This window comes from Synechococcus sp. CS-1329 (assembly GCF_025128055.1).
In the GTDB taxonomy this organism is placed as follows: Bacteria; Cyanobacteriota; Cyanobacteriia; order PCC-6307; family Cyanobiaceae; genus Regnicoccus_A.
Window position 1 is genome coordinate 14,760 of the sequence record NZ_JAHLYS010000021.1, and the last position, 26,360, is coordinate 41,119.

Sequence of the window (26,360 nt, forward strand, 5' to 3'; positions counted from 1 at the left end):
TCCTACAGTTGGTTCAGAACGACCAGCGAGGGGACTGCTCAATGAAGCTGTTGATTCACGGCCGCAATCTCGATGTCACGCCAGCCATCCGTGATTACACGGAAGCGAAGCTGGGTCGTGCCATCAATCATTACGAAGGCCTGGTCAAAGAAGCTGATGTTCATCTCTCTGTGGCGCGCAACCCCAGGGTGGCGCAACAGACTGCCGAGGTCACGGTTTACGCCAATGGGGTGGTGATCCGTGCCCAGGAACGCAGTGAGAACCTCTACGCCAGCATCGACATGGTGGCAGGCAAGCTGAGCCGTCAGCTGCGCCGTTACAAGGATCGCCTCAGTGATCACCACGCAGCCGGTTCCCCGGTCAACGGGGCTGACGATACCGAACAGCCCAGCCTGGAGGGAATGCTTCCCGATGATCTGATCGGCAACCGGGAGCCGGTCCTGCCGGCTCCAGCGGTGCGGCGCAAGTACTTCTCGATGCCGTCGATGAGCCTGGATCAGGCCCTGCACCAATTGGAGCTGATCGACCACGATTTCTATGTGTTCCGCGAGGAATCCAGCGGTGGGCTCCAGGTGGTCTATCGCCGCAACCATGGTGGTTTCGGTGTGATCCAGTCGAAGGAGTCGTGAGCCATCCTCAATCATCCCAACCCCCGTGACGCGTGACTCCAGGCTCAGGGGGCCCCTGCCCGATCTGGCCCCACTGATCGAGCATGCCCTTCTCGATCCCCACCGGGGTCTGGAGAGCGTGCAGCAGGCCTGCGATCAGGCTCGCCACTACGGCTTTGCGGCGGTGTGCGTCTCCTCGCGCTGGGTGGCCGTCGCCCGGGAGCGGCTGGGGGGAGCCGGCAGCGTCAAGTTGGTGGCGGTGGTGGCCTTCCCCTTTGGGGCGGTGCCGGCGTCGATCAAACGGGCGGAAGCGGAGGCGGCCGCCAGCGCCGGCGCCGACGAACTCGACGTGGTGCCCGACTTCGGTGCCCTCGCCGATGGTGACGGCGGCTCGATCTACCAGGAGCTGGGCTCGATCGTGGAGCTCGGCCTGCCGGTGAAGGTGATCCAGGAGGTGGGGCGGCTGGATCCAGCCGCCCTGGAGCTGCTGGTGGAGGCCTCGATCGATGCGGGGGCCGCCTTCCTCAAGACCGGCAGTGGCTTCGGCCCAGCCGTGACCCCGGAGCAGGTGAGCCACCTGCGCGAGCTGGCCCGCGGACGGGCGGGGATCAAGGCCTCCGGCGGCATCGCCGGGCTGGAGCAGGCCTTTGATCTGGTGGCCGCCGGTGCCACACGGCTGGGCACCAGCCGCGGCATCGCCCTGATCGAGGCCCTGCGCGCCCCGGCCTGATGCCTGAGGAATCACTGGAGGGTCTCTCGCTCAAATGCGGCCCCCTGGGGGAGCACGACCGGCTGCTCACCCTGCTCAGCAACGACGGCGGCCTCATCCGCCTGGCGGTGCCCGGCGCCCGGCGGCCCCGCAGCAGCCTGGCGGCGGCGGTGCCGCTGTCCCTGTTGCAGCTTCAGGTGGGCGGTGGCCGCGGCCTGCGGCGGGTGCGCCAGCTGCGGGTGATCCACAACTTCAGCCAGCTGGGTCAGCGCCTGGAGACCCTCGCCGCCGCCCAGTCGCTGGCGGAGCTCTGCCTGCAGCTGGTGGCCGACGGGGACGGGGTGGCCGGAGCCCTCGACGACCTCAGCCTGCAGCTGCGCCGCCTGGAGCTGGTGGTGTCCGAGCGCCAGGACTCCCTCGAGGCCCTGGCGCTCGCCGTGCAGGGGCACGTGCACCTGCTGGCGCTGGGGGGCTACGGGCTGCCGCTGCAGCACTGCGCCCGCAGCGGCGAGCCCCTGGCGCCCCCCCTGGGCAACCGCGACTGGCGCTGCAGCCTGCTGCCCAGTGAAGGGCTGGTGATCGGCGCGGTGGCCGGAGCCATGCTGGTGCTGAACGCATCGGAGCTGGCCCTGCTGCAACGGCTGCCGCGTCCCGCTCTGCCCCGCTGCCGCGACGGCACCTTGATGGGACCGTCCTGGGTCTGGCTGCGGCTGCTGCAGCTGGTGCAGGTGTGGTGCCAGGAGCACCTGGGCCGGCGGGGCAAGGCTCTGGGCCTGCTGCAGGGCTGCTTCAGTGCCGAGGCTCAGGGGCGCGGTGACGCTGCGCCATCATTGCCGCCGAACGACTGACACCTGGAGCGGATTGTCCCGGCCGACCGCCACCCCCCCTCAGGAGCCCTCCGAGGACATCAGCCCGCCCCCTGGAGAGGGCAGCAGCACCCGCACTGATGGGCTGCAGGCCGTGCTGGCCCTCCCGGATTTCCGCAAGCTCTGGCTGGGGCAGATCTTCTCCCAGCTGGCGGACAAGTTCTACATCGTGCTGATGGTGTTCCTGATCGCCCAGTACTGGGTGACGGACACCCCCCAGAACAACATGGTGCTGGCCGAGGCGGCGGCCAGCCTGCGGCTGGATTTCGAAACCCGCGCTCAGATGATCACCCTGCTGGCGACGGGGATCTATGTGGCCAACACCGTGCCGGCGATGCTGCTGGGCACGGTGGCCGGTGTCTGGGCTGACCGCTGGCCCAAGCGCCAGGTGATGGTGGCCTCGAACGCTCTGCGGGCCGGCCTTGCCCTGCTGGCCCCCCTGGCGCTGCTGCCTGGCCCCCAGTGGCTGGGGCTGACCTGGGGCTACTGGGGTCTGGTGGCCATGACCTTTCTGGAGTCGGTGCTCACCCAGTTCTTCGCGCCGGCGGAGCAGGCCGCCATCCCACTGCTGGTGCCGAGGCCGCGCATGCTGGCGGCCATGTCGCTGTATCAGGCCACCAGCATGGGGGCCACGATCGTGGGCTTCGCCCTCGGTGATCCGGCGCTGCGGCTGCTGCGCTCCAGCCTCAAGGCCATCGGCATCGGTGGCGGGGAATTCGTGCTGCTGCCGCTCTGCTACGGCCTGGCGGCCGTGTTCATCAGCACCATCCAGATGGAGGAGCCGCAGAAGGTGGAGCGGGGCACCAGCGTCTGGAGTGAGATCGCCGAGGGCATCGAGGTGCTGCGCGAGCGGGCCAGCGTCAGGCGGGCCCTGCTGCAACTGGTGCTGCTGTACAGCATCCTGGCGGCCCTCTATGTGCTGGCCATCAGCCTGGCCTCAGCCATCGAAGGGCTGGGCCCCACCCGCTTCGGCACCCTGCTGGCCATGAGCGGCGTGGGCATGGCCTGCGGTGCCCTCGGCGTCGCCCAGCTGGGCCAGGGCCTCAACCGCCGGCGGATGGCCTCCACCGGCCTGGCGATGATCGCCTTCAGCCTGGTGCTGCTGGGCCAGGGACGGGGCAGCCTGCTGCTCACCCTCGGCCTCTGCGGCCTGCTGGGCATCGGCGCGGCACTGGTGGCGATTCCGTCGCAGACCACCATCCAGGAGGACACTCCGGAGGAGATGCGCGGCAAGGTCTTCGGCCTGCAGAACAACCTGATCAACGTGGCCCTCAGCCTGCCCCTGGTGCTGGCCGGTGCGGTGGTGAGCCGCTACGGGCTGATGCCGGTGCTGTGGGGACTGGCGGCGGTCACACTGATCGCGGCGTTGATCGAGAAGCCCTGGCAGCGCTGCTAGCGTTCCCCCCAGGACGAGGCCTGAAGCGTTGGCCCACATCGCCTGGCTGGGCAAGAAGTCACCCTTCTGCGGCAACGTCACCTACAGCCTTTCCACCACCGAGCGACTCCGGCAACACGGCCATCAGGTCAGCTTCATCCATTTCGACACCCCGGCGGCCGGCCTGGGGCGCTCCTGGGATCCGAACCAACCGGTGGAGACCGATCAGCTCCACCGCCGGCTGGCCAACGATCCAACGGCGGGCGGGGTCGATGAGGTGGCCCTGTCGTACCTGGTGAAGTCGCAGGTGTACACGATCCCCTCACCGGGGGCCCAGCGGGAGCTGCGCGAATCCCTGGAGCGCCTGCGCCCCGACCTGGTGCACGCCAGCCTCACCCTCTCTCCCCTGGACTTCCGCCTGCCGGACCTCTGCCAGCACCTGGGAGTGCCGCTGGTGGCCACCTTCCATCCCGCCTTCGATGCCGGCCTGCGCAACATCACCGCCGGCACCCAGCAGCTCACCTACCAGCTCTACGCTCCGGCCCTGGCCCGTTTTGATCGGGTGATCGTCTTCTCCGAGCTGCAGGCCGAGGTGCTGGCACGGCTGGGAGTACGCGAGCAGCGGCTGGCGGTGATCCCCAACGGGGTGGATCCAGCGCTCTGGTGTCCGCCCGATCCGGCCTCACCTTCACCGGAACTGGCCAGCCTCCGCAGCCGCCTGGGCCCGCGCCGCCTCTTCCTCTACATGGGACGGCTGGCCACCGAGAAGAACGTGGAAGCGCTGCTGCGGGCCTGGCGGCTGGTGCGGCCGGCGGGCTGTCTGCTGGTGATCGTCGGCGACGGCCCCCTGCGCCAGGCCCTGCAGGGCAACAGCGACGAGCAGGACGTGCTCTGGTGGGGCTACGAAGCGAACCTGCAGCAGCGGGTGGCCCTGCTGCAGGCAGCCGATGTCTTCCTTCTGCCCTCCCTGGTGGAGGGTCTCTCCCTGGCGCTGCTGGAGGCGATGGCCAGCGGCACCGCCTGCGTGGCCACCGATGCCGGCGCCGACGGCGAAGTGCTCGACGGAGGGGCCGGCATCGTCATCAGCACCCAGGGGGTGACCACCCAGCTGCGCACGCTGCTGCCGGTGCTGCGCGACCAGCCGGTGCTCACCGCCGAGCTGGGTCGCCGGGCCCGGGAACGGGTTCTCGAGCGTTACACCCTGACTCGCAACATCAACCAGCTGGAGCGGCTCTATGCCGAACTGGTGCCCCAGGGCAGCCTGGCCGCCTGAGGTTCAGCCTCGTTGGCCTCAGCCTGAGCCGATCGCGGCCTCCAGGCGCTCGCGCAACTCAGCGGTGAGCCGATCCACGGCCCCACGGCGGTCGCGGCGGTAGGTGGCACTGCTGTCGCCCACGTCGATGGGCTCCGCCACCACCAGGCGCACCCTCCAGGGACCGAGGGCGGGCGGACGCTCCTGCTCGCGGCCGCGGATCCAGGCAATCGCCCGCCAGAGGATCATCAACACCTCGCCATAGCGGTCGATGCTGGGCTTCTCGGCCACGTAGGAGCCACTCACCGTGGCGAAGTGCTCCACCAGGCGCATGTGGCCCATGCGGATGTCCGCTTCCCGCGCCGACCAGTCGGCCAGGCTGCGCTCCACCTCGGAGAGTTCCTCCAGGTCGTCGCGGTAGATGCAGGCCCAGGCCGCCTGCTCGATGCGCCGGCAGCGCTCGGCGACGCTGCCCCGGGGGGAGAGATCGAAGTGGGCCTCGGCCACGGCCAGGCCCTGCTCCTGCAGCCGGCTCAGCCGCTCCAGGAAGTCGGAAGCCGGGGCGCGATCCCCGGATTGATAAAAGCTCTCCAGCAGGGAGAGCAGCTGCTCCGAGAGGGCGATCAACCGCTGATAGCGGTGCTCCAGGACCTGGTCGGACTCGGTGGACAGCAGCGGGGGGGCTGGGGGGGCGCCGAGCAGGTCCTCCAGGCGTGCCAACAGGCGATCAATCACTCGCCAGTCGTCGCTGGTGGTGAGGTACTGAAGGCCGATCGGCACGATCAGGACCCGCTCCTGGCGCCCCTCCGCCGCCAGATCCTCACAGCACCAGAAGGCCATCTGGGCCAGGCCGGGTTCGAGCGGACTGAGCAGCTCGCCGTGGTTGTTGGTGGCTCCCTCGGGCGCGATCGCCAGGGGGAAGGGGCCGTGGGCGAAGAGATCACGGGCCGTTTTGAGGGCCAGGCGATCCAGCTTGCCCCGCTGGATCGGAATGCCGCCCAGCTTCGAGAGGATCCAGCCGGCGGCCTCCCCCGCCCAGAGCGGGATGCCGCGGTCGTAGAGAAACTGGCTGTGGACCGGGCCCCTCAGCCTCAGCCCGTGGGCACGGGCGGCCCGGGGTACCTCACGCCAGAGCAGCTGGGCCATCACCAGCGGATCGGTGGTACTGGGGTGACGAAAGGCGATCAGCAGGCGGCAGCGGCCGGCCTGGGCCTCGGCAAACAGCTGCGCAAGCCGTTCACCACCGCTGGTTTCGAGCTGGACCAGGTCCCGGGAACGCAGGATCCATGGCAGAGCGGCCCGACAGAGCCAGAGCACCCAGCGCTTGTAGTCCGGCGGGATGAAGCGAAGGGCCGGTTGGGCGGCCTGGATCCCTGCGCGGGGCATGGTCGGTCAGAGGGCGGTCAAGGGGGGGCTCAGCTGGGCGGCGATCGACTGCGCAGGGTTAACGAGCGGCGTAGCGATCGGAGACCACAGCCCAATCGACCACGGACCACCAGGCATCGAGGTAGTCAGCGCGGCGGTTCTGGTACTGGAGGTAGTAGGCGTGCTCCCAGACGTCGTTGGCCAGCAACGGCGTGCCCGCCACCGGAGCCAGGTCCATCAGCGGATTGTCCTGGTTGGGGGTGGAGATCAGCTGGAGCTGACCGGCGGAATCGCTGATCAGCCACACCCAGCCGGAGCCGAAGCGAGCCAGGCCGGTGGCCCGGAAAGCGGCGCGGAACTGCTCGATCGAGCCGAAGTCACGCACCAGGGCCTCCTGCAGGGCCGCGCTGGGCTCACCACCCTGCCCGGGGCGGGTGAGGGAGGTCCAGAAAAACGAATGGTTCCAGTGGCCTCCGGCGTTGTTGCGCACCGCCGCCGGCGCCCCGGCCGCCCGCGCCAGCAGCGCTTCAAGGCTGAGGCCCTCGAGGGCCGGATCCCTGGCCACAGCGGCATTGAGGTTGTCCACGTAGGCCTGGTGATGGCGATCGTGGTGGATCGTCATCGTGGTGGCATCGATCGCCGGCTCCAGGGCCTCGGCGGGGTAGGGCAGGGCCGGGAGCGTGAAGGCTGGCGCCGCCGCCCAGGCCCCCGGCCCCGGCCAGAGCAGCAGCACCAGCAGCAGTGGCAGGGCCAGCAGGGCAGCAGGAATCCGTCGCATTGGCTCAGCCCAGCTGTTCAGAGCTCAAGTATGGACAGCTCGGCGCAGCAGGCGGCAAAGGCGGCGGCCGGGTCGGCGGCCGCAGTGATCGGCCGGCCGATCACCAGGCGGCTGGCTCCGGCGCTGAGGGCGGCCGCAGGACCCATCACCCGCCGCTGATCACCCACCGGCGCCCCGGCAGGGCGCACGCCCGGGGTCACCAGAACGAAGGGCTCGGGGTGGACCCGACGCAGCTCCGCCGCCTCCTGGGGGGCGCAGACCGCCCCGCCGATGCCGGCGGCCACCGCCAGGGCCGCCAGGCGGGGCACGTAGAGCGCGGTGGATTCCTCCACCGCCAGCTCCGCCCTGAAGCGCGCCTCCTCCCAGCTGGTGAGCACGGTGACCGCCAGCAGGGTGGGGGCATCGAGAGGCTCCTGGGCCGCGCCCTCGAGGGCACCGGCCTGGGCGGCCGCCAGGCCGTCATGGCCCGCGCAGGCATGGACCGTGATCAGCTCGGCCCCGAGGCGGGCGGCACTGCGACAGGCGCCGGCCATGGTGGCGGGGATGTCGTGGAATTTGAGATCGAGGAACACCCGCAGGCCCTGGTCGCGCAGCTGGCGCACCACGTCCGGGCCGGCGGAGCAGAACAGCTCCAGCCCCACCTTCACCCAGCGCAGATCGGGGATCGAGGCCACCAGGGCCAGGGCCGAGGGGGCATCAGGTCGATCGAGAGCCACGATGATCCTCTCGGCGGCAGCTCCGCTGGCCGGCGGCATTGGTGTGCTGAGGCTCATGGCACCAGCCGCACAAAGGTTTTCTTGCCCAGTTGCAGCACCTTGCCCTCCAGCTCGGAGGCCGCGCTGAATTCAAGGGTCAAGTCGGTGAGCTTCTCGCCATCAAGGCGCACCCCGCCGCCCTGGATCTGGCGCCGCGCCTCGCTGCTGCTGGCGCAGAGGCCCAGGGAGCTGAGCAGATGGAAGGCCTTGGCGGGGAATGGGATGGCGGCAAGGGAGGCCTCTGGGACCGATGGGGCCTTCATCTCCCCAGCCACCAGATTGGCGGCATCGGCCTGGGCGGCGCTGGCGGCCTCAAGGCCATGGCGCGACGCCGTGATTGCCAGGGCCAGGGCCTTCTGCCGCTCCCGCGGGTTGCTGCGGCCGTGGGCCGGATCCAGGTCAGTGAGCAGGGTCAGGTAGTCATCCGCCACGGCATCGGGCACCTTCTCCAGCTTGGAGTACATCGCCAGCGCCCCCTCGTTGAGGCCCACCGTGTTGCCCAGGCTCTTGCTCATCTTCTGCACCCCGTCGAGCCCCGGCAGGATCGGCAGCAGCAGACCGAACTGGGGCCGCTGGCCGAAATGGCGCTGCAGATCACGGCCCATGGCCACGTTGAATTTCTGGTCGGTGCCCCCCAGCTCCAGGTCGGAGGCCACGGCCACCGAGTCGTAGCCCTGGAGCAACGGATAGAGGAACTCGTGCAGGGAGATGGGGGTGCCTGAGCCGTAGCGGTTGGCGAACTCCTCCTTGGCCAGCATCTGGCCCACGGTGGAGGTGGCCAGCAGCTCGATCACCTGGGGCAGGTCGAGGCCAGCCAGCCACTCGCTGTTGCGGCGCACTTCCAGGCGGCCCGGAGTGGTGAAGTCGAGCAGGGCCCGCTCGGGGGGCTGGCCCAGACCCAGCTGCGCCAGGTAGGTGTCGGCATTGGCGTCCACCTCGGCCGCACTCAGCTGCACCCGGGTGGCGCTCTTGCCGCTGGGATCGCCGATGCGCGCGGTGAAGTCGCCGATGATCAGCACAGCGGTGTGGCCGGCGTCCTGGAAGGCCCGCAGCTTGCGGAATAGGATTGAGTGACCCAGGTGGATGTCACTGCCGGTGGGATCGATGCCGAGCTTGATGCGCAGGGGCCGCTCGGCGCCGGCGGCCTGCTGCAGGCGCGCGGCCAGGGATTGATCCGGATCCGCCGACTCTCCAGCGGGAAAGAGATCAGCCAGTCCCCGCTCCAGCCAAGGCGGCAATGCCTGACCCATCGGTGCACCCTTCAGTGGGGCGGATCGTAGGCAGCCGAGCGGCGCGCACTGGCACTGGCACCGGCACTGGAGTCAATGCTCTGGCGCTGAGATCCTGGTTCAGGCGCCGCTGGCTTCCAGTTCGCGCTTCATCCGCTCCAGGGTCTGGTTCATCTGGGAGAACATCTGCTCGGGCGTCATCCCGAACTGCCCCAGCTGGGTGCGCAGCTGCTCCACGGTGAGCTTCGCCTGGAAGTCTTCGGAGAGCTCAAAACGCTTCATGAACACCTGATAGCGGCCCATCAGGTCCTCCATCTGGTCGATGAACAGCTTTTTACCTTCCCGGTCGAACTTGCCGTAATCGCCCCCCAGCTGGGTCATCTGCTGGTAATCGGTGAACAGCCGTTTGGCTTCGTCCTGAACGATTTCGGATTCGAAGAAGGCCATGGGGCGTGCCAGGCATGAGGCGATGACGACGATTCTGGGGGCCGCCGCCGCCTTGGGCGAGTACGGATTGGCGTAACAGCCCCACCACAGCCGCTAACTTCGCCCCAGTTGCGCGGAGCCGGGCCACCGCCATGGCCAAGGGGCACTGGTTGGATCCCCTCGCCCGCAGCCTGCTGGAGGCCACGGGTCAGATCCCCCGTGCGCCCCAACCTGCCAAACCCGAACCGTCGCAGGTTGAACCATCCGAGGCCGAAGCTCCACCGGCGCCTGACGGAAGCGACGAGAGCGTTGAGCGTGAGCTGCTGGCCCTCAAACTCGCCCAGAATCCAGGCCTGCGGTTGACGAGCGCCCAGCAGGTGCTCCAGGCCGCGGCCCTGGGCTGGCGCCTGGATGTGAACCGCGCCACCGCCGCTGACTGGCTGCGCCTGCCGGGCTGCACCCCCACCCAGGTGGATCTGCTGCTGCGCCTGCAGAGCGGTGGCGTGCAGCTGAGCGGACCGGAGGATCTCCAGAAGCTGCTGGGCCTCGAGGCGGGGCTGATCCGCAGCTGGACGCCGCTGCTGGAGTTTCGTTGGTATGGCGACGCGCCGACGGCGGCGGCGACCCTGGATCTGAACCGCTGCAGGGCCGAGCAGCTCGGGGCCCAGCTGGCCCTGGAGGAGTCGCGCTGCCGGCGCCTGCTGCAGGAGCGCAGCCGCGCCCCCTTCCGCGACCTGGCGGATCTGCAGCAACGCCTGCAACTGCCGGCGGAGCTGGTGGAGGGCCTGATCGGGCGGGTGAGCTTCGGCCAGGGACCCATCGGTCCGGAGTTGCCGAGGCCGCCCCGGCCACCGGCCTCCCGTTGACCATGGCCAGCGGGCGCCAGCAGGAGCTGTTCGAAGGCGGCCCCCTGGCCAGCGGTGGTGGCCTTGGGCCAACGGCGCCGCCGCTGCTGCGCGGGCAGCTGCTGGAGTGGCAACAGCGCCTGGCTGACTTTCAGTCTCCCCTCTTCGACGGCAGCGCCAGCGAACACCAGCAGGGCACGCTCTTCGGCGCCGAGGCCAGCGGCAGGAGCCATGGGGAGGCCCAGGAGCGGGCCGCCCGTTTCGATCCCCTGGCCTTTGAAGCCCAGAACCTGCAGTTCTGGCGCTGGCCCGATCCGCCCCAGCTGGGTCCAGCCCTCTACCTGGTGATGGACCGGCCGCCGCGGCTGGCCGCGCCGCTGCTGCTCTACGTGGGCGAGACCGGCCAGGCCGACCGGCGCTGGAAAGGTGAGCACGACTGCAAGGGCTACCTGGCGGCCTACGGCGAGGCCCTGGGCCAGGTGGGCCTGGAGTGCCGCTGCAGCATCCGCTTCTGCTGCGATGTGCCGGCCGCTGTGCGGCCCAGGCGGGCTCTGGAGCAGGCCCTGATCCGCCGCTGGCAGCCCCCGTTCAACAAGGAGACCCGCCAGCGCTGGAACACCCCGTTCACCAGTGATCCCGTCTGAGCGCCGTGGCTACGATCGCGGCCCGATGACAGGCCCCCATGCAGTTCAGCTGTCCGTCCACCCCGCTGGCCGAATGGAGCGGTGACACCCTCGGTGTCGGCCTGTTCCAGGGTGAGACGGGCGAGCGCCTGGAGGCCCTCGAAGCCCGCTTCGGGCCCGGTCTGCAGGCCCTGCTGGAGCGCCAGAGCTTCAAGGGCAAACCCGGTGACTGCCTCAGCCTCACCCAGCTGCAGCCCGCTCCGCTGCGGCTGGTGCTGGTGGGGCTTGGGGAACCGGGCCGCTTCGATCTCGAGGCTCTGCGCAGTGGTGCCGCCGCCATCGCCAAGGCCGCGGGCCCCGGCAAGGAGCTGGGCCTGGCCCTGCCCAGTGAGGGCCTGGAGCCCCGCTCAGCGGCGCGGGCCATGGCCGAGGCCGTGCGCCTCAGCCTCTACACCGATCAGCGCTTCCGCAGTGAGGCCGACGCCAAGCCCATTCCCGAGCTGGTGAGCCTGCTGGGCCTGGCCGAGGGGGCCGCCGGCGGCCTCGAGAGCGTGGCCGCCACCTGTGCCGGCGTGGAGCTGGCACGGCAGCTGGTGGCGGCTCCACCGAATGTGGTCACCCCCCAGGCGCTCGCCGACACCGCTGCGGCCATCGCCAGTGAGTTCGGTCTGGAGCTCAAGGTGCTGGAGCGCGCCGACTGCGAGGCCCTCGGCATGGGCGCCTACCTCGGCGTGGCCCAGGGCTCCAGCCTGCCCCCCAAATTCATTCATCTCACCTATCGCCCCTTGGGCGGCTCCAGCCGGCGGCTGGTGCTGATCGGCAAGGGACTCACCTTCGACTCCGGCGGCTACAACCTCAAGACCGGCGGCTCGCAGATCGAGATGATGAAGTACGACATGGGCGGCAGCGCCGCGGTGCTGGGGGCGGCGCGGGCGATCGCCGAGCTGCGGCCCGCGGGCGTGGAAGTGCACGTGATCGTGGCCGCCTGCGAAAACATGATCAGCGGCGAGGCGATCCACCCGGGCGACATCCTCACCGCCTCCAACGGCAAGACGATCGAGGTGAACAACACCGACGCCGAAGGCCGCCTCACCCTGGCCGATGCCCTGGTGTATGCCGCCGGGCTGGAACCCGATGCCGTGGTGGATCTGGCCACGCTCACCGGAGCCTGCGTGATCGCCCTGGGCGATGAAATCGCCGGCCTCTGGTCCCCCAGCGACACCCTGGCCGCAGCTCTGCTGGAGGCAGGTCGCAGCGGTGGGGAAGCCTTCTGGCGGATGCCGATGCAGGCCTCCTACAAAAAAGGACTGAAGAGTCCGGTGGCCGACATGAAGAACACCGGCCCCCGCCCGGGCGGGGCCATCACCGCCGCGCTCTTCCTCCAGGATTTCGTCCCTGCCGGCCTGGCCTGGGCCCACCTGGACATCGCCGGCACGGTCTGGAGTGACAAGGGGCGGGGCCTGGATCCCGCCGGTGCCACGGGCTTCGGCGTCCGCACCCTGGTGGAGTGGGTGAGCGGCGGGGGTGCCGCTTAGGGTTGGCACCGCTGACGCCGGACCCCGACGCCATGGCTGCCCAGAAGATTCGCTGGTACATCCGCGCTCAGCTGGGGGTCCTGCTGCTGCCGCTGGGTCTCTGCCTGGTGGGCGAGGCCATCACCCGCCGCACTCTGCAGCTGGCGGCACTCAACCAGCAATCGGCGGCATCGGGCCCCTGGTTCTGGTACGGAACCCTTGGCCTGATCTGCGTGACCGCCGGCGTGGGCCTGATGGTGGAAAGCGGATTGCTGCGCGGCTATCCCCGCAGCCCACGCCAGGGGGCCGGCAACTCCCACTGAGCTGGTTCCCCACTGGGCTGACTCAGGCGGCCACAGGGCTGGCCGAAGATCCCATCAACGACTGGGGTTCCAGGCCCTTCGGAGCCTTGGCTCTGGGCTTCTCCAGCAGGCTGCCGGGCTCCTCCAGCTCATGGATCTGCCAGCGGGCCCGCTCACCGAAGGAGGCCAGCAGCCGGTCCAGATCATCCACCGCCTGCTTGGGGCTGGCATAGGGCCCGATGTGGCGAGTCACCAGACCGTCCCGGATCGTCAGCAAATACATACAACCCACTCAAACTGGACTCCGTGTTGATTTACCGTAGGCTACGCGGCCAGTTCTGGGAAGGGTGTGACCTCCCCTCTTGCCAGCAGAGCGGCTGTGGTCTCAGGATTTAGGCCGCCACGGCAGGGAACCCCGGGCCCTTGATCCCCAGACCTGATCCAGGCGTCGGTCGCGGCCGCAGGACCAGCGGTAATAGGTGTACTGAACCTTGTTGCGCTCCGCGTAGTTCTGGTGGTAAGGCTCGGCGGGCCAGAAGCGTTCCAGCTCGCGCATCTGCACCTTGATGGCCCCGGGCTTCACCCCCAGCTCCCTGATCGCCGAGGCCAGGCTGGCTTTGGCCTGATCCCGCTGGGAGGCTCCACGGCTGAAGATCGCCGGACGGTAGCTGGGGCCTCGATCGCAGAACTGGCCGCCGCCATCGAGGGGGTCCACATTGCGCCAGTAGGCCCGCAACAGCGTGGGCAGGCTGATCCGAGCTGTGTCGTAGCGGACCAGCACACTCTCGATGTGGCCGGTGCCGCCAGCCGTCACCTGGCGGTAGGTGGGGTTCTTGAGGCTGCCGCCACTGAAGCCACTGACCGCCTCCACCACCCCGGGCAGGGTTTCGAGGTCGTGCTCCAGGCACCAGAAGCAGCCGCCAGCCAGCACCACCTCCTCGACGGCTGCCAGTGCCGGTGCGGCGGGGTGCAGCAACAGCAGCGTCAGCAGCAGGGGTGCCAGCAGCCGCGAGAGGGGCTGCAGAGGGTGGTCCCCCTGGATTCGCCTGGGCGATGGCGTCACGTCTGGGATTCCGTCAGCTGATCGAGGATCTCACAGGCCGCTCGACGGGTCACACCGGGCTCCCCGAGCAGGGCACGCAGCCGGCGGTAGCCCGCCAGCATCTGGGTGCGCTCGGGGCTTGGATCCAACAGGGGCAGCGCCGCCGCCACGATCGCCTCCGGGGTCAGGTCGTCCTGGAGCAATTCCGGCACCAACCTCTCCCCCAGCACCAGGTTCACCGGTGAGATGTGGGGCACATTGAAGCCCAGCAAGCGCTGGGCCACGAAAGCGGTGACCCGGCTGAGGCGGTAGCCCACCACCTGGGGGACACCACGCAGGGCCAGCTCCAGGTTGGCCGTGCCCGACTTGGTCAGGGCCAGGTCGGCGGCGGCGCAGAGCACCGGCTTGAGGGCATCGGCGCGATCAGCCGGGATCACCGTGGCCTCCACGCCGGCTCCCCGCAGCTGCTCGGCCAGGGGCTCCTCGAAGCTGGCCAGCCCGGCGGGCAGCATCACCCGCAATCCAGGCCGCTGACGCTGCAGTTCAGCCGCCGCTGCGCTCAGGGAAGGCATCAGGTAGCGCATCTCCTGGGGCCGGGAGGCCGGCAACAGCAGCAGCAGCTGTTGGCCGGGAGCCAGACCCAGCTCCTGGCGGGCCTGCTCCCGACTGGGCGGGGAGCCGAGGGTGTCGAGCAGGGGGTGACCGACCCAGGTGACCCGGGCACCGCGGGAGGCATAAAACCTGGCTTCCTCAGGGAAAATGGCCAGGATGCGATCGGTGAAGCCGATCAGGCGGGTGGTTCCCCCCTCCCCCAGGCGGAAGGCCCATTCCTGGGGGGCGATGTAGTAGGTGATCGGCACCGCTGGAAAGCGATGGCGGATGCGGCGGCCCAGGCTCACGTTCGCCCCCATGTAGTCGATCAGCACCACCCCATCGGGAGGAGCACTGGCGAGCCAGCGGCCCACCCGCCGCTGCAGGCGCAGGGTGGGCAGCACCAGCGGCAGCGCCTCCCAGAGGCCGATCGCGCCCATCGGAGCCGTGTTGGCCAGCAGATGGGAGCCCGCCTGACGCATGCGCTCACCGCCGAGGGCATCGATCTGGAGGGGCAGATCCCGCCGCTGGGCTTCGGCGTGGAGGGCCTTGATCAGCAGGCCGCCCTGAAGATCCCCGGACACCTCACCGGTGCTGATCAGCAGCCGCACCATCAGCGCTGGTGGGGCAGAGGGCCGCGGCGCCCCGGGGCGATCGAGGCCTCGAGAAAGCTGCAGAGTTCTTCTGAGGCCGGCAGCAGGGTTTCAGCGCGGATGTGCACCAGGGCCTCCGCCAGCACTTCCTGGCTGCGATAGAGCCGGTTCCACACCGCCAGCAGTTGCTTGAGCTCGGCGCCTCCCTCCCGGTCCACCAGGCCATTGCGCTTGAGGCCGATGCGGTTGAGACCGCGCAGGCGGCCGGGATGCCCCTCCACGATCGCGAAGGGGGGCACATCCCTGTCGATACGGCTCATGCCCCCCACCATCGCCAGCTTGCCGATATGCACGAACTGGTGGATGCCGAGCACCCCACCGATCACCGCGCGATCGCCGATCACCACATGGCCGGCGATCGCCACGCTGTTGGCCACCACGATCCGGTCGCCCAGCAGGCAGTTGTGGCCCACATGGCTGTAGGCCATCAGCAGATTGCCGTTGCCCAGCCGCGTCTGCTCACCATCGGCGGTGGCCCGATTGATCGTGACGCACTCGCGGATGGTGTTGTCATCGCCCATCACCACCTCGGTGGGGGCGCCTCCGTATTTGAGATCCTGGGGCTCAAGGCCGATGCAGGCGCCGGGAAAGATGCGGTTGCCGGAGCCCATCGTCACCCGGCCATCGATCACCACGTGGGGGCCCACCTGACAGCGGGCGCCGAGCTGGACATCAGGGCCGATCACCGAGAAGGGACCAATCTGAACACCCTGACCAAGCTGGGCGCGGCTGTCGACCACCGCGGTGGGATGAATCGTGGTTTCCAGGGCTGTGCTGGTCATGGCCTCAGTCAACCAGGGAGAACATCAGTTCCCCAGAGCACACCAGGTTTCCATCCACGCTGACTTCCGCTCTCACTTTGCCGAATCGCTTGCGTTTGAGACTGAGCAGTTCACAGCTGATGAGCAACTGATCACCGGGCACCACCGGCCGGCGGAAGCGGACCCCATCAATGCCGGCGAACACGAACAGCCCCTTGGGCAACTCCGGCATCTGGGTGACGATCAGACCACCCACCTGAGCCATCGCTTCCACGATCAGCACCCCGGGCATCAGCGGGCGACCAGGGAAATGGCCCTGGAACTGGGGCTCGTTGATGGTGACGTTCTTGAGGGCGACCGCCCGCTTGCCCGGTTCGTACTCAATCACCCGATCCACAAGCGCGAAGGGGTAACGGTGGGGCAGCAGGTTGAGGATCTGCTCAGAGGTGAGCAGGGGGACGCCAGCGGGAGGAACGGACAAAGGGCTTCAGGTCGAGCGGGATGGAGCGGCCAGGGCCGCCGCCAGGGCAGTGTGCAGCCCGTGGGATCCACGGAAGGCGAAGACCTGGGCCTGGGGCAAGCCCGCCAGCGCCAGGTCCCCCAGCAGGTCCAAGAGCTTATGGCGCACCGGTTCCTGGGGGAAACGCAGGGGCGGGTTCAGCCAGTGATCCCCATCACAGACCAGGGCGCTCTCCAGATCACCGCCCTGGATCAGGCCGGCGGCTCGGAGCTGATCGATCTGCTCACGGAAGCCGAAGGTGCGGGCCGGGGCGAGCTGCTCCACGAAGGCGGCTGGGGTGAGCTCCAGCGAGTAAAGCTGGCGACCGATGGCGGCCTGGCTGAATTCGATCGCGGCGCCGATCCGGGGCCTGTCGCTGGGCAGGGCCGTGGCGAAGCTCTGGCCCTGCTGCAGGGTGATCGGGGCCTCCAGCGGGCGAAGGGGCGCCCGGGGCCCCAGGGGCTGCAGACCCGCTTCAGCGATCGCCTCCACCCAGGGCAGAGCGGAGCCATCCAGCAGGGGGATCTCCTCCCCCTCCACCAGCAGCTCCACATGGGAGAGGCCGGTGCCCGCCAGGGCTGCCAGCAGGTGCTCCACCGTGGCCAGCCGACGCTGGTCGAGGCGCAGGGCCGTGCACAGCTGGGTGTCACTCACCTGCGATGGGTGCAGGGCCACCGGCTCCAGGGCGGGGGCATCCAGCCAACCCACCCGATAGCCAGCCGTCTCGGTGGGCTGAAGGCGCACGCGGCAGGGGCTGCCGCTGTGCAGACCAAGGCCCCTGCGCTCCACCGCTGCCGCCAGGGTCCAGGCCTGGCTGTAGTCCTCAGGCCAGTCGGTCACTAGAACTTCCAGCCCACGCCGAGGTTGAAGCGCCAATCACCGCTGAAGTCCTCGCTGGCCACCTCCAGGCGCAGGGGACCCACCGGTGTGGTCACGATCACGCCGGTGCCCACCGAGAAACCGCTGCCGGGCTTGTTGAGCAGCGAGCCCGGATTGCCGGGCACGCCCGACTGGCTGCCGAAGGTGGTGCCGCCATCGAGGAACAGTGCACCGCTGACGATGCTGAACAGGGGGAAGCGGTATTCGATCGTGGCCTCGCCGAAGCTGCGCCCGACGCCCAGGTCACAGTCGGCGTAGCCACGCACGGAGTTGGAGCCCCCCATGCAGAAGGCTTCGTAGGGGGGCAGATCGCCGATGTTGGTGCCGGCCGAGACCTGGAAGGCCAGGGCCTGCTTGCAATCGGGCGTTTCGCCGGGCTTGGGCCGACAACCCTTGTAGAACTTCAGCCAGTTGACCGGAATGAAGTAGCTGTAGCTGGCCCGCAGACGGTTGAATGTGGGTGAATCCGGGCTCACCGAGACGTACTGCTCGGTGCCGACGCTGAGGAAGGAACCGGAGGTGGGATTGCGGGGGTCGTTGAGGGTGTTGCGGGTGGCGGCCACCCGTACCGCCAGCAACTGGTTGCTGCGGGCGCAGTTGAAGGCGATGCAGATCACATCGTTGACGGGAGCATCCCGGCCGTCGAAATTATTGGTGCTCAGACCGAAGCGGCGGTTGGCACCGCTGAAGTTCATCGGGGTGACTTCCTGGGCACTGGCCCCGATCACCACACTCCAGAGAGCCCGCTTGAAGGGGTCACCGCCGTTGAGGGGGCGCACGAACTGAATGTTGCCGCCGGCGCGCTGAATGGCGACGGAGTTGCCTTCGTAGTCAAACCAGCTGTTGTTCGGAGATTGCGATTCAGCAGCCGACACCGAGCGAAAAGTTTTGCCCTCGGGGTTGTTTCTGTTGTTGATGTTGAAGGCAACATCAGTGCCCGGCGCTTTGTAGAAGTCGGAAACCGTGTTGATGTTGCCGTTGTTCTGACTCTGGAAAACCTGGGGAACATCGCGGCTGAGGAACACCCGGGCGCGGAAGGCCGTGCGGTAGGCATCTCCCTTGATCCAGGGGTCGGTGAAGGAGATGTCGGCCAGGCCACCGAACTGGCCATAGGTGAAGTTGACCCCCAGATCCCAGGCCCGGCCCAGCAGGTTGCTGTCCTGGAGCTGAATCTGACCGAACACCCCCTGGCTTTGGCTGTAGCCGAGGCCACCGGAGAGGGACCCGGACGACTGCTCGACGATGCCCAGCACGATCACCACTTCACCGGGCTTGGCCGGCACCGGCCGCAGGGTCACCTTGATGTCACCGAACAGGCCGGTGCCATAGAGGCGCTTGATGTCCTCCTCGAGGTTGCGGCGGTTGAAGGTCTCCCCCGGCTTGATCGAGATCTCACGGCTGACCACCCAGGGCTTGGTTTTGCCCCGGATCGGCTCCCCCTGATCATTGGTGGCCGAACCTTCCTTGTTGAGGAACTGAACCTCCACCCCCTCGACGGTGCCCTCGCGCACCGTCAGCAGCACCGTGCCCTCGGGACTCACCCGGTTGGGACCGGTGACCCGCGCCAGGGAATAACCCTGATCGGTGTACCACTTCTGCAGCTCCTGCATGCGGGACTGCAGGGTGTTGAGGTTCAAGGTGCGGCCGAAGTCCGCGGCGAAGGTGTCCGCCAGCACGGTGGGCGGCAGCTTGACCTTGGCAGCATCGAACTCCACCTTCTGCAGCACCGGGTTGGCCGTGGCGATCACCACCACCTGCACCCCCAGGGGGCCATCCACCGGCTGGATGCGCACATCCGAGAACCAGCCGCTGGCGTAGATGGCGGAGAGATCGGTCTGCAGTTCGCTGCGCGTCACCCGGCTCCCGGGCCGCACCACCATGGCGTCGTAGACCGCCAGCTCCAGGCGCTCGCGCTCGGGGTGGCCTTCAAGGCCCTGAACCACCACTTCGCTGACGAGGACCCGTGGTTCATCGGGCTTGGCCGGCGTGATGCTCTCCGGGCCGGTCTGGCTGGGGGACTCGCCAGCGGGTGGGGTGAGCGGCGTCTCCAGCGGTACGGGGAAGGGGGTTCCGGCGTCAGGAGCGACCGGTTCCGCCTGGGGCGCTGTGGTGCCGGGGAGCACCTCACCCGCTTCGCCGCTGGGCACGGGTTCGGGAGCGGGAGCCGGAGTGGGCTCGGCAGCCTGAGCCACTTCGGCAGCCGGCTGACTCTGGGCCGCGCTCCGCAGGGGAGTCAGCAGGGGCAGCAGGGCCAGCAGGGGCATCCCCAGCCAGAGGGTGAGTGCCATGGGTCGAGACCCGGGACCGGAGAAGGCAGTACTGGTGTGGGCGTTTGGGGTGACACCCATGGTTCTCCGAGTCACAGCGGCATCGCCGCAAATTGCCGTGACCTTACTGGTACAGGCTGGGCCCGTCGATCACCCCTTGGACCCGTTTGAGGACCTCCCCATAGGCCTCGATCACTCCGCCGAGGTCCTGGCGGAACCGGTCCTTGTCGAGAATCCGCTCTTTGGCATCGGCCACATCGAGGTCCCAGAGGCGGCAGGTGTCCGGGCTGATCTCATCGGCCACCACCAGCTGGCCGTCGGCCGTGAACCCCAGCTCGAGCTTGAAGTCGACCAGCTGCAGACCGAGGCCCGTGAACAGCTCCAGCAACAGGCTGTTGACGCGGCGGGCCAGGGATTCCAGCTCCAGGCGCTGCTCCCTGGTCACCAGGGCCAGCCGCTCCAGCCGGGCCTCGCTCAAGAAGGGATCGGCGTAGGCATCGTCTTTGTAATAGAGGTCGAGCAGCGGCGGATCCAGAGGTGTTCCTGGCGCGATCGGCATCTGCTTGCACAGCGACCCGGCCGCCACATTGCGGATCACCACCTCCAGGGGGATCACCTGCACCGGCCGCACCAGCATCCAGCGCTGGTCCTTCACCCCCAGGTAGTGGGTGGGCACCCCCGAGCGCTGCAGGTGCTCGAACAGCAGGGCGGAGATCCGGCAGTTGAGGGCGCCCTTCCCCTCCAGTTCGGCCTTTTTGAGGGCGTTGAAGGCGGTGGCGTCATCCTTGAACTCCACCGCCAGCAGGTCGCTCCGATCGGTCTGGAAGACCCGTTTGGCCTTGCCTTCGTAGAGAAGCGGGCCCAGCTGATAGGTGGTCATGGGGTGATGGGCTCGGCGGACTCGGGGGCGGGAAGGGCAACTGGCTGCGGGGCGGACAGGGCCGCCGAGGGCGCATGACCGCCGGGCTCCCGTGGAGAGCGCAGACGCTGCTCCAACACCGCGTTGCGCTCCCTGTCCGAGGGATCATCGCGCCGCAGCAACCATTCGGCGTAGGTGTCGTCGATGCGGCGGCTGAGGCGCAAGCGCCGCTGCCGTGCCGGTTCCGGATCGCCCCCCTCGAGCCGCTGCAGATCCTGCTGGTCATCCAGCAGCTGGGCTGCCAGCCCCCAGGCTCCACCGGCGGCGGCCTGGTCGAGGGCCATCTCCATCAGCGCGTTGCGCTGGGGCAGGGGAAGGTTGTCGAGCAGCGCCACCGCCTGCCTCAGCCGCTCCGCCGCCACCGCCCCCGGCAGGCGCCCGGCCAGCAGCACCTCCCCCGCCTCCTGCCGGCGACCCATCGCCGCCAGATGGGAAGCGAGCACGTCAAGCGCTGAGCGGGTGTCGAGGGTGCCGTCATCGCGCAGCCGCACCGGCAGGGCCATGGTCTCGAGGCTGCTGCGCTCCCCGGCGGCCAGCCGCCGCAGAGCTTCGGCGGCGCGGCGGTGGTTGAGGCCTGCACTGGCCGCCCGCCACTGCAGGGTGAGCCACTGCTGACGCTCCAGCCCTGGGCCCGGCCCGTAGCGATCGAGCACCGACAGGGCCGCCTCCGGCGCCAGGCAGCTGATCAGCGCGTTGGCATTGGCGAGCACCACCGGCAGGGGCTGGGGAGCAGGGTTCAGGGCCACGAGCCGGTCCTTGAGCTGGCGAAGCCGCACGGGCAGATCGAAGCGGGCGGCGTCCTGGCAGGCCTGCTCCAGCAGCGGCAGCTGATCCGACGCCAGGGCGGCGGCGAACACCGGCTCGTCCATGGGCAGTGCCGGCATGGACCGTGTCGGCATGGGGAGCGCCACCTGGGGGATCGGGATCGGCGCCCCAGTGGGCTGGCTCTGGGCGCGGCTGCCCCCGCCAGCGTTGAGGCCCAGCAGCAGCAGCGTCAGCAGACCAGCCGCCCTCCCAGAGCGACGGGTCAGGCCACGGCGAACCTGCGCTGCGACGGGAACCACCGGCATGTAGAGAAGGAATGACACGGCTGGCGGTCCACCAGGGGTCAACCTAAGGGAACCGACTGGCCACATCCGCCGCTCCGGCCCCATGACAGCTTCGGTCCGCACCACAGACCCCGCCTCCACCGAGGCCAGCGTGCGCCACCTGCTGGTGGTGGGCTCGGGTGGCCGTGAAAATGCTCTGGGCTGGGCTCTGGCCCGTTGCCCGGGAGTGGAGCGGGTCTGGGTGGCCCCAGGCAATGGCGGCACGGCCCAGCTGGAGGGCTGCGAACCCCTGGCCATCGGCGAATCCGACCAGGAGGGCCTGCTGCGGGCGGCTCTGGAGCTGGGGGTGACGCTGGTGGTGGTGGGGCCGGAAGGCCCCCTCGCCAACGGCCTGGCCGATCGCCTGCGGGCGGGGGGGCTGGCGGTGTTCGGTCCGGGGGCCGACGGGGCCCAGCTGGAAGCCAGCAAGCAGTGGGCCAAGGCGCTGATGCAGGAGGCGGGGGTGCCCAGCGCCGGCCACTGGCCCGCCTCCAGCCGCAGCGAAGCCCTGGCGGTGCTGGAGGCGGTGGGACGCCCCCTGGTGGTGAAAGCCGATGGCCTCGCGGCCGGCAAGGGGGTCACGGTGGCGGAGAGCCTCGAAGAGAGCCGCGCCGCCATCGAGGAGATCTTCGCCGGACGCTTCGGTGAGGCCGGCGACAGCCTGGTGCTGGAGGAACGGCTGAGCGGGCCTGAGGTGTCGGTGTTCGCCCTCACCGATGGCCAGGCGATGGTGCTGCTGCCACCCGCCCAGGATCACAAGCGCATCGGTGAGGGCGACACCGGCCCCAACACCGGCGGCATGGGGGCCTACGCCCCCGCCCCCCTGCTGGATGCCGCCGCCCTCGAGCGGGTGCGCCGGGAGGTGCTGGAGCCCACCCTGCAGGCCCTGCGCCAGCGGGGCATCGACTATCGGGGCGTGATCTACGCGGGGCTGATGCTCAGCGAAGGCGGCCTCAAGGTGATCGAGTTCAACTGCCGCTTCGGTGATCCCGAATGTCAGACCCTGATGCCCCTGCTGGGCGGGGAATTGGCGGCGGTGCTGCTGGCCTGCGCCCGGGGGAACCTGAACCAGGCGCCGCCCCTGACCATCTCCGCAGGCTGCAGTGCCTGTGTGGTGGCCGCCGCCGAGGGCTATCCCGGTGACGTGCGGCGGGGGGATGTGATTCACAGCCAGTCGCTGAGCACGCCCCAGCGGCAGCTCTTCCATGCCGGCAGCCGCCTGGAGGAGTCGGGCGCCTGCGTGACCGCCGGGGGGCGGGTGCTGGCGGTGGTGGCCCAGGCGGAGGATTTCGATGCGGCCTTCGCCAGTGCCTATGCCGGCCTGGATCAGGTCCATTACGAAGGCATCACCTTTCGCCGCGATATCGGCCATCAGGTCAGGCGCCCCTAGGGTGCCTAAGCCGCTTCGCTTCCAGGCGTGAACGACGCCTTGCCGCCCCCCAGTCCCAGTCCCAGTCCCAGTCCCGACAGCGTCGGCGCAACGGGCCTGCCCATGGGCTGGTGGAATCAACTCAGCCACTGGTGGGCGGAGTTCAGCCTCCAGACCAAGCTGCTGGCGGTGGCCACCTTGGTGGTGAGCCTGATGATGACCGGCATCACCTTTTTCGCGCTCAATGGCATCCAGATGGATGCGCGCATGAGCGACACCCGCTTCGCCCGGGACCTGGGCCTTCTGCTCTCGGCGAATGTGACGCCGCTGGTGGCGGAAGGAAACGACCGGGAGCTGGCGATGGTGGCGGAGCGTTTCTGGCGTTCCAGCCGCAGCCTCCGTTACATCTTCTTTGCCGATCCCGAAGGGATGATCTACCTCGGCATCCCGATCAGTGCCACCAACGGCGGCAGCGAACTGCTGCTCAGCCGCAAGCTTGAACTGCCCCCCGAGCTGCAGCGGCGGCCACAGAATCCCCTGATCCGCCAGCACCTCAGCCCCGATGGCCAGGTGACCGACGTGTTCGTGCCGATGGTGAGCGAGGGGCGCTACCTGGGCGTGCTGGCCCTCGGCATCAACCCCAACGAAGCCGTGCTGGCCAGCGCAGCCCTCACCCGGGAGGTGACCGTGGCGGTGTTCATCTCGATCTGGGTGCTGGTGATCCTGGGGGCGGTGTTCAATGCCCTGACCATCACCCGTCCGGTCAAGGAATTGCTGCGCGGTGTGCGCGCGATTGCCGGTGGCGACTTCGAAGCCCGCATCTCCCTGCCGGTGGGCGGCGAGCTGGGGGAGCTGCTCAATGGCTTCAATGACATGGCCACCAGGCTGGAGGTCTACGACGCCGCCAACATTGAGGAACTCACCGCCGCCCAGGTGAAACAGGAGAGCCTGATCGCCACCATGGCCGATGGCGCGGCCCTGCTCGATGGCGAAGGCCGGATCGTGCTGGTCAACCCCACGGCCCGGCGGCTGTTCCGCTGGGAAGGCCGCAACCTCGAAGGCAATGAGCTGGGCAGCGAGCTGCCCGATGTGCTGGCGATGGAACTGCAGGGGCCACTGGATTCCCTGGTGTGCGGCGAGAAGGACAGCACCGATGTGCGCTGCAGTTTCGGTGAGCCGCCCCGCACGCTGCGAATCGTGCTGCAGACGGTCAAAGATGCCGCGGGGGAAAGCCTCAAGGGCATCGCCATGACGGTGCAGGACCTGACGCGGGAAGTGGAGCTCAACGCCGCCCAGAGCCGTTTCATCAGCAACGTGTCCCATGAACTGCGCACGCCGCTGTTCAACATCAAGAGCTACGTGGAAACGCTGCACGATCTGCGCGATCAGCTCAGCGAGGAAGAGACCCAGGAGTTCCTGGCGATCGCCAACGCTGAAACCGACCGCCTCACCCGGCTGGTGAACGACGTGCTCGATCTCTCGCGACTGGAATCCGACCGCAGCTGGACGCTGGAGCCGATGGAAGTGCGCCCGGCCATGGAGCAGACCCTGCGCAACTACCGTCTCAACGCCGAAGAGAAGGGGGTCCAGCTGGGACTGGAGGTGGATGCCCACCTGCCCAGGGTGCGAGGCAACTGGGACCTGGTCCTGCAGGTGCTCGACAACCTGGTGGGCAACGGGCTCAAGTTCACCCCAGCCGGCGGCCAGCTGTTGCTGCGGGCCTACCCCTGGCCCGATTCCTGCCATCTCGAGCCCGCCAACCAGCCCACCGGTGACGTCCCGAGCTGCGAGCTCAGCTCACCGCTGCCACGGCTGCGGGTGGAGATTGCCGACTCGGGCGCGGGCATCTCCAGGGAGGATCAGCTGCGCATCTTCGAGCGCTTCTACCGGGTGGAGAACGCCGTTCACACCGAAGCCGGCACCGGGCTGGGCCTCTCGATCGTGCGCGGCATCCTCGAGAAGCACGGCACGGCGATCCAGATGGCCAGCGAGCCTGGGGTGGGCACCACCTTCTGGTTCGACCTGCCGCTGGAGCAGGCGGACAGCGATGAGCTGATGGTGGAAGGAGAGCGTCGCTCCCAGCAGACCCGGCTGATGGAGGCCGATCTGGCCGGCGTCTAGCTGGCCCTAGATCGGATCTTCGCCGTCGATGCCGAGGGCAATCCGTGAGAGCTCCGCCCGCTCATCGGAGGTGACCCGATGGGGAACGCCACTGATGATGCGCTCGAAATTGGAGAAGGAATCTCTGATTTCAGGGCCACTGCCGGTGATCACGAATTCGCGGATGCCCTTATCGTGCCAGGAGCCCCGCATTTTGAAGACGTTGATGGCGCGGGCCATCTCACCACGGATCTCCACGTACTGCAGCAGAAGAATCGTGTCGGTGATCGTGGAGATATGGGAATCAGTAATGGAATGACTGCCCATGAACTCCTCCGATGTATTGGTGAAGAAACCGGCAATCTCCTCCTGCTTGGCATAGCCAGTGACGCCGATCACAAACTGGCGGAAGGCATTGTGGCTGACGCCCCTGGAGAGCGCCGAGAGGGAATCAATGGCCATGCGCGCTGGCTTGAATTCAGCGATCTCGGTCTTGATGATCTGCAGGTGATCCTCCAGGCCAGTGGATTCCGGATAGGCGCAGATGATCTTGAGCAGGCCATCCTGTTCCATCTGCTCAAAATCAATGCCCCAGCTGGTGGCATTGCGCAGCAGCTGCGAGCGCGACTCCTCATAGGCAAAAAGAATGGCCCGCTCGTTGTTGTTGTAAGCATCTTCAACGAACTTGCTCACCAGCAGCGTTTTACCCGTGCCGGTGGCACCGGTGGCAAGGATGATCGAATCCTTGAAGAAACCGCCTCCACACATCTCATCAAGCCGCGGCACTCCCGAGCTGAGCCTCACGTTGGAGGAGCGCTGGGTGAGCTGCATGGCCCCGAGGGGGAAGATGGCGACACCCTGGGCTCCCATGGTGAATGGGAATTCCCCCTTCATGTGGGTGGTGCCGCGCAACTTGAGAATTTCCACGGTGCGTCTGCGCCGCTCACCTTCCAGCACATTGCGCAGAATAATAACATTATCAGAAACGAATTCTTCAACGCCATAGCGGGCAATCGGACCATATTCATCGATCCGCTCGGTGGTCATCACAGTGGTGACACCGATTTCCTTCAGCCTGGCAATCAGGCGAAAGATCTCACGACGCACCACTGAAACGGCATCATATTGCTGAAAGACAGCCGTAATTGAATCAATGGCAACCCGCTTGGCTTTATATTTGCGAATGGCGTAGTTGATCCTCTCGATCAATCCAGATAGATCAAAGTTGCCAGCCACGTCCTGACCATCCGGATCAGGAGAGGCATCCAGAATAAAGAGCTTGTCCTGAGCCACCAGATCCTGCAGATTCCAGCCGAAGCTGGCGGCATTGCGAATGATATCGAGGGGAGATTCCTCGAAAGTCACAAAGATTCCAGGCTCGTCAAAGTGAGAGATGCCGTTGTGGAGGAAATGAAGGGAAAAGACGGTCTTACCCGTGCCCGAGGTCCCACTGATCAGCGTGGAACGGCCGATCGGCAGCCCCCCCTGACAGATGTCATCCAGGCCTTCCACCCCTGTGGGCAGCTTCTGAAGCTTCATGCTGGG

Annotated in this window: 26 protein-coding genes; 11 read left to right on the forward strand and 15 right to left on the reverse strand. The window is 68.2% G+C overall.

Translation table 11 applies throughout. From position 1 onward, the window contains the following. Positions 1-41 precede the first annotated feature (41 nt). Genes hpf through KQ304_RS03770 form a run of 5 tightly spaced genes read left to right on the forward strand, consistent with a single transcriptional unit; the run spans position 42 to position 4,831 of the window. Positions 42-629 carry a ribosome hibernation-promoting factor, HPF/YfiA family gene (gene hpf / locus KQ304_RS03750; RefSeq protein ID WP_259735778.1) on the forward strand — a complete coding sequence of 196 codons (588 nt, stop codon included), beginning with the start codon at positions 42-44 and terminating at the stop codon, positions 627-629. 25 nt (positions 630-654) lie between these two features. Further along, complete coding sequence (gene deoC, locus KQ304_RS03755; RefSeq protein ID WP_259735779.1) at positions 655-1,338, forward strand: deoxyribose-phosphate aldolase; 684 nt, start codon at positions 655-657, stop codon at positions 1,336-1,338. Continuing rightward, positions 1,338-2,165 carry a DNA repair protein RecO gene (gene recO, locus KQ304_RS03760; RefSeq protein ID WP_259735780.1) on the forward strand — a complete coding sequence of 276 codons (828 nt, stop codon included), beginning with the start codon at positions 1,338-1,340 and terminating at the stop codon, positions 2,163-2,165. Before deoC ends, recO begins: the two co-directional genes overlap by 1 nt. Before the next feature lie 13 nt (positions 2,166-2,178). Further along, positions 2,179-3,579 (forward strand): MFS transporter, encoded by a 1,401-nt coding sequence (locus KQ304_RS03765; RefSeq protein ID WP_399228321.1) that lies wholly within the window; start codon positions 2,179-2,181, stop codon positions 3,577-3,579. 28 nt (positions 3,580-3,607) lie between these two features. Continuing rightward, positions 3,608-4,831, forward strand: a complete 1,224-nt coding sequence (locus KQ304_RS03770) for a glycosyltransferase family 4 protein (protein WP_259735781.1) — start codon at positions 3,608-3,610, stop codon at positions 4,829-4,831. Positions 4,832-4,849: 18 nt separating this feature from the next. Here KQ304_RS03770 and KQ304_RS03775 read toward each other — a convergent pair whose 3' ends face one another. The 5 genes from KQ304_RS03775 to KQ304_RS03795 all read right to left on the reverse strand — a co-directional run bounded on the left by KQ304_RS03775 (position 4,850) and on the right by KQ304_RS03795 (position 9,384). Beyond that, positions 4,850-6,196 (reverse strand): 1-acyl-sn-glycerol-3-phosphate acyltransferase, encoded by a 1,347-nt coding sequence (locus KQ304_RS03775; protein ID WP_259735782.1) that lies wholly within the window; start codon positions 6,194-6,196, stop codon positions 4,850-4,852. 58 nt (positions 6,197-6,254) lie between these two features. Beyond that, complete coding sequence (locus KQ304_RS03780; RefSeq protein WP_259735783.1) at positions 6,255-6,953, reverse strand: superoxide dismutase; 699 nt, start codon at positions 6,951-6,953, stop codon at positions 6,255-6,257. Between the two features lie 17 nt (positions 6,954-6,970). Continuing rightward, entirely contained in the window at positions 6,971-7,726 is a 756-nt protein-coding gene (pyrF, locus tag KQ304_RS03785; protein ID WP_259735784.1) for an orotidine-5'-phosphate decarboxylase, read from the reverse strand. Further along, a complete protein-coding gene (gene tyrS, locus KQ304_RS03790; protein WP_259735785.1) occupies positions 7,723-8,958 on the reverse strand; it encodes a tyrosine--tRNA ligase in 1,236 nt (411 codons plus the stop codon). Before tyrS ends, pyrF begins: the two co-directional genes overlap by 4 nt. A 99-nt stretch (positions 8,959-9,057) precedes the next feature. Then, complete coding sequence (locus tag KQ304_RS03795) at positions 9,058-9,384, reverse strand: DUF1825 family protein (RefSeq protein WP_259735786.1); 327 nt, start codon at positions 9,382-9,384, stop codon at positions 9,058-9,060. Between the two features lie 131 nt (positions 9,385-9,515). On the opposite strand from KQ304_RS03795, the gene KQ304_RS03800 reads away from it, so the two are divergent. The 4 genes from KQ304_RS03800 to KQ304_RS03815 are packed head-to-tail and all read left to right on the forward strand — an operon-like array spanning position 9,516 to position 12,668. Beyond that, complete coding sequence (locus KQ304_RS03800) at positions 9,516-10,229, forward strand: hypothetical protein (RefSeq protein WP_259735787.1); 714 nt, start codon at positions 9,516-9,518, stop codon at positions 10,227-10,229. Between the two features lie 2 nt (positions 10,230-10,231). After that, on the forward strand, positions 10,232-10,852 hold the full coding sequence (locus tag KQ304_RS03805; RefSeq protein WP_259735788.1) for a GIY-YIG nuclease family protein: 621 nt from the start codon (positions 10,232-10,234) through the stop codon (positions 10,850-10,852). A 38-nt stretch (positions 10,853-10,890) separates the two neighbouring features. Continuing rightward, positions 10,891-12,366 (forward strand): leucyl aminopeptidase, encoded by a 1,476-nt coding sequence (locus tag KQ304_RS03810; protein ID WP_259735789.1) that lies wholly within the window; start codon positions 10,891-10,893, stop codon positions 12,364-12,366. A 32-nt stretch (positions 12,367-12,398) separates the two neighbouring features. Continuing rightward, entirely contained in the window at positions 12,399-12,668 is a 270-nt protein-coding gene (locus KQ304_RS03815; protein WP_259735790.1) for a hypothetical protein, read from the forward strand. A gap of 22 nt (positions 12,669-12,690) precedes the next feature. Here the strand turns inward: KQ304_RS03815 and KQ304_RS03820 are convergent, their stop codons facing one another. The 9 genes from KQ304_RS03820 to KQ304_RS03860 all read right to left on the reverse strand — a co-directional run bounded on the left by KQ304_RS03820 (position 12,691) and on the right by KQ304_RS03860 (position 21,346). After that, complete coding sequence (locus KQ304_RS03820; RefSeq protein ID WP_259735791.1) at positions 12,691-12,930, reverse strand: hypothetical protein; 240 nt, start codon at positions 12,928-12,930, stop codon at positions 12,691-12,693. 102 nt (positions 12,931-13,032) lie between these two features. Beyond that, the gene (gene msrA, locus KQ304_RS03825) at positions 13,033-13,710 is read right to left on the reverse strand and encodes a peptide-methionine (S)-S-oxide reductase MsrA (protein WP_259735792.1); all 678 of its coding nucleotides are present in this window, start codon (positions 13,708-13,710) and stop codon (positions 13,033-13,035) included. Beyond that, positions 13,707-14,894: a lipid-A-disaccharide synthase gene (gene lpxB / locus KQ304_RS03830; protein ID WP_259735793.1), complete on the reverse strand. Its 1,188-nt coding sequence runs from the start codon at positions 14,892-14,894 to the stop codon at positions 13,707-13,709. The genes msrA and lpxB overlap by 4 nt, the downstream gene beginning before the upstream one ends. Further along, on the reverse strand, positions 14,894-15,715 hold the full coding sequence (lpxA, locus tag KQ304_RS03835) for an acyl-ACP--UDP-N-acetylglucosamine O-acyltransferase (protein ID WP_259735794.1): 822 nt from the start codon (positions 15,713-15,715) through the stop codon (positions 14,894-14,896). Before lpxA ends, lpxB begins: the two co-directional genes overlap by 1 nt. Before the next feature lie 4 nt (positions 15,716-15,719). Then, entirely contained in the window at positions 15,720-16,148 is a 429-nt protein-coding gene (gene fabZ, locus KQ304_RS03840) for a 3-hydroxyacyl-ACP dehydratase FabZ (protein WP_259735828.1), read from the reverse strand. Between the two features lie 33 nt (positions 16,149-16,181). Next, complete coding sequence (gene lpxC / locus KQ304_RS03845; protein WP_259735795.1) at positions 16,182-17,033, reverse strand: UDP-3-O-acyl-N-acetylglucosamine deacetylase; 852 nt, start codon at positions 17,031-17,033, stop codon at positions 16,182-16,184. After that, positions 17,033-19,360, reverse strand: coding sequence for a BamA/TamA family outer membrane protein (locus tag KQ304_RS03850; protein ID WP_259735796.1), 2,328 nt, complete (start codon positions 19,358-19,360; stop codon positions 17,033-17,035). Before KQ304_RS03850 ends, lpxC begins: the two co-directional genes overlap by 1 nt. A 103-nt stretch (positions 19,361-19,463) precedes the next feature. Further along, on the reverse strand, positions 19,464-20,219 hold the full coding sequence (gene purC / locus KQ304_RS03855) for a phosphoribosylaminoimidazolesuccinocarboxamide synthase (RefSeq protein ID WP_259735797.1): 756 nt from the start codon (positions 20,217-20,219) through the stop codon (positions 19,464-19,466). Continuing rightward, positions 20,216-21,346, reverse strand: a complete 1,131-nt coding sequence (locus KQ304_RS03860) for a hypothetical protein (RefSeq protein WP_259735798.1) — start codon at positions 21,344-21,346, stop codon at positions 20,216-20,218. Before KQ304_RS03860 ends, purC begins: the two co-directional genes overlap by 4 nt. Positions 21,347-21,410: 64 nt before the next feature. Between KQ304_RS03860 and purD the strand changes: the two genes are divergently transcribed. Next, on the forward strand, positions 21,411-22,736 hold the full coding sequence (gene purD, locus KQ304_RS03865) for a phosphoribosylamine--glycine ligase (protein WP_259735799.1): 1,326 nt from the start codon (positions 21,411-21,413) through the stop codon (positions 22,734-22,736). A 102-nt stretch (positions 22,737-22,838) separates the two neighbouring features. Further along, a complete protein-coding gene (locus tag KQ304_RS03870) occupies positions 22,839-24,836 on the forward strand; it encodes a cell wall metabolism sensor histidine kinase WalK (RefSeq protein WP_259735829.1) in 1,998 nt (665 codons plus the stop codon). Between the two features lie 6 nt (positions 24,837-24,842). Here KQ304_RS03870 and kaiC read toward each other — a convergent pair whose 3' ends face one another. Beyond that, the gene (gene kaiC, locus KQ304_RS03875; protein WP_259735800.1) at positions 24,843-26,354 is read right to left on the reverse strand and encodes a circadian clock protein KaiC; all 1,512 of its coding nucleotides are present in this window, start codon (positions 26,352-26,354) and stop codon (positions 24,843-24,845) included. Between the last annotated feature and the right edge of the window lie 6 nt (positions 26,355-26,360).

Coding starts and splice junctions, on each gene's coding strand:
- lpxA (WP_259735794.1), bottom strand. CDS start 15,715: ATGACCAGCACAGCCCTGGAAACCACGATTCATCCCACCGCGGTGGTC.
- KQ304_RS03815 (WP_259735790.1), top strand. CDS start 12,399: ATGGCTGCCCAGAAGATTCGCTGGTACATCCGCGCTCAGCTGGGGGTC.
- KQ304_RS03810 (WP_259735789.1), top strand. CDS start 10,891: ATGCAGTTCAGCTGTCCGTCCACCCCGCTGGCCGAATGGAGCGGTGAC.
- KQ304_RS03775 (WP_259735782.1), bottom strand. CDS start 6,196: ATGCCCCGCGCAGGGATCCAGGCCGCCCAACCGGCCCTTCGCTTCATC.
- KQ304_RS03805 (WP_259735788.1), top strand. CDS start 10,232: ATGGCCAGCGGGCGCCAGCAGGAGCTGTTCGAAGGCGGCCCCCTGGCC.
- KQ304_RS03800 (WP_259735787.1), top strand. CDS start 9,516: ATGGCCAAGGGGCACTGGTTGGATCCCCTCGCCCGCAGCCTGCTGGAG.
- hpf (WP_259735778.1), top strand. CDS start 42: ATGAAGCTGTTGATTCACGGCCGCAATCTCGATGTCACGCCAGCCATC.
- purD (WP_259735799.1), top strand. CDS start 21,411: ATGACAGCTTCGGTCCGCACCACAGACCCCGCCTCCACCGAGGCCAGC.
- purC (WP_259735797.1), bottom strand. CDS start 20,219: ATGACCACCTATCAGCTGGGCCCGCTTCTCTACGAAGGCAAGGCCAAA.
- KQ304_RS03780 (WP_259735783.1), bottom strand. CDS start 6,953: ATGCGACGGATTCCTGCTGCCCTGCTGGCCCTGCCACTGCTGCTGGTG.
- KQ304_RS03795 (WP_259735786.1), bottom strand. CDS start 9,384: ATGGCCTTCTTCGAATCCGAAATCGTTCAGGACGAAGCCAAACGGCTG.
- kaiC (WP_259735800.1), bottom strand. CDS start 26,354: ATGAAGCTTCAGAAGCTGCCCACAGGGGTGGAAGGCCTGGATGACATC.
- lpxB (WP_259735793.1), bottom strand. CDS start 14,894: ATGGTGCGGCTGCTGATCAGCACCGGTGAGGTGTCCGGGGATCTTCAG.
- KQ304_RS03870 (WP_259735829.1), top strand. CDS start 22,839: ATGGGCTGGTGGAATCAACTCAGCCACTGGTGGGCGGAGTTCAGCCTC.
- pyrF (WP_259735784.1), bottom strand. CDS start 7,726: ATGAGCCTCAGCACACCAATGCCGCCGGCCAGCGGAGCTGCCGCCGAG.
- KQ304_RS03850 (WP_259735796.1), bottom strand. CDS start 19,360: ATGGCACTCACCCTCTGGCTGGGGATGCCCCTGCTGGCCCTGCTGCCC.
- KQ304_RS03820 (WP_259735791.1), bottom strand. CDS start 12,930: ATGTATTTGCTGACGATCCGGGACGGTCTGGTGACTCGCCACATCGGG.
- tyrS (WP_259735785.1), bottom strand. CDS start 8,958: ATGGGTCAGGCATTGCCGCCTTGGCTGGAGCGGGGACTGGCTGATCTC.
- recO (WP_259735780.1), top strand. CDS start 1,338: ATGCCTGAGGAATCACTGGAGGGTCTCTCGCTCAAATGCGGCCCCCTG.